The sequence below is a fragment of the Tepidibacter sp. Z1-5 genome, from assembly GCF_037844525.1.
Lineage (GTDB): Bacteria > Bacillota > Clostridia > Peptostreptococcales > Peptostreptococcaceae > Tepidibacter_A.
This window is the reverse complement of the sequence record NZ_JBBMMD010000029.1, coordinates 1-634: the sequence shown is the minus strand read 5'-3', so window position 1 is coordinate 634 and position 634 is coordinate 1. Positions and strand designations below refer to the sequence as shown.

The window sequence follows — 634 nt, the reverse complement described above, 5'->3', positions numbered from 1 at the left end:
AGCCTTAGCTGTTTCTGGAGTAATTGACATATAAATCGCCTCCTCTTATTTTTTTCTTCTATATATTTTATGTCCTGCACCTCTTAAAACATGGTCAGTACTATGGTACACTGGCACTCCTAACCTAGGAGCTACGTTCATGACTGTGTTAGTTCAGTCCTCACATGTTCCAGTAATAATCACTTCTGCACCTTGCTTTTTAAGATATAAAACCTTTTCTGCTTGTCCTGGGCACATACCAGGTAAGTCACATCTGTATCTTCCATTAGATTCTGTCATTCTCTTACACTTAGTTTCCNACATTCACACGCAATTATACCAACTTTTCTGCTTTCATTAGGAAATGGCATTGAAACTAATATACCACCTAAAGTTTTAGTAACTGGAGAATCTTCTTCTCCATGACGACCTGTGAAAGGTCCTCCTAATACTATTTCTCCATATGGTAGTTCGTATCCACCACATTCTTGTATGTAATGATTAATAGGCATTCCTATTGGAACATCCAAGAAGTGCATTCCATTCTTAGCATTTTTAACTCTTCCACCAACTGTAATATCCTTAGTTATAACAGGTTTTCTATCCTCTATAGCTAATACGATATTTTTCAGTGTTTCAGTGTTGCAAACAACAG

General features: G+C 36.8%; 1 pseudogene. It reads right to left on the bottom strand.

Annotation, left to right across the window (positions count from 1 at the left end):
- Positions 1 to 45: 45 nt before the first annotated feature.
- Positions 46 to 634, bottom strand: a pseudogene (locus WJW32_RS06775) (proline reductase-associated electron transfer protein PrdC); the annotation flags it as partial.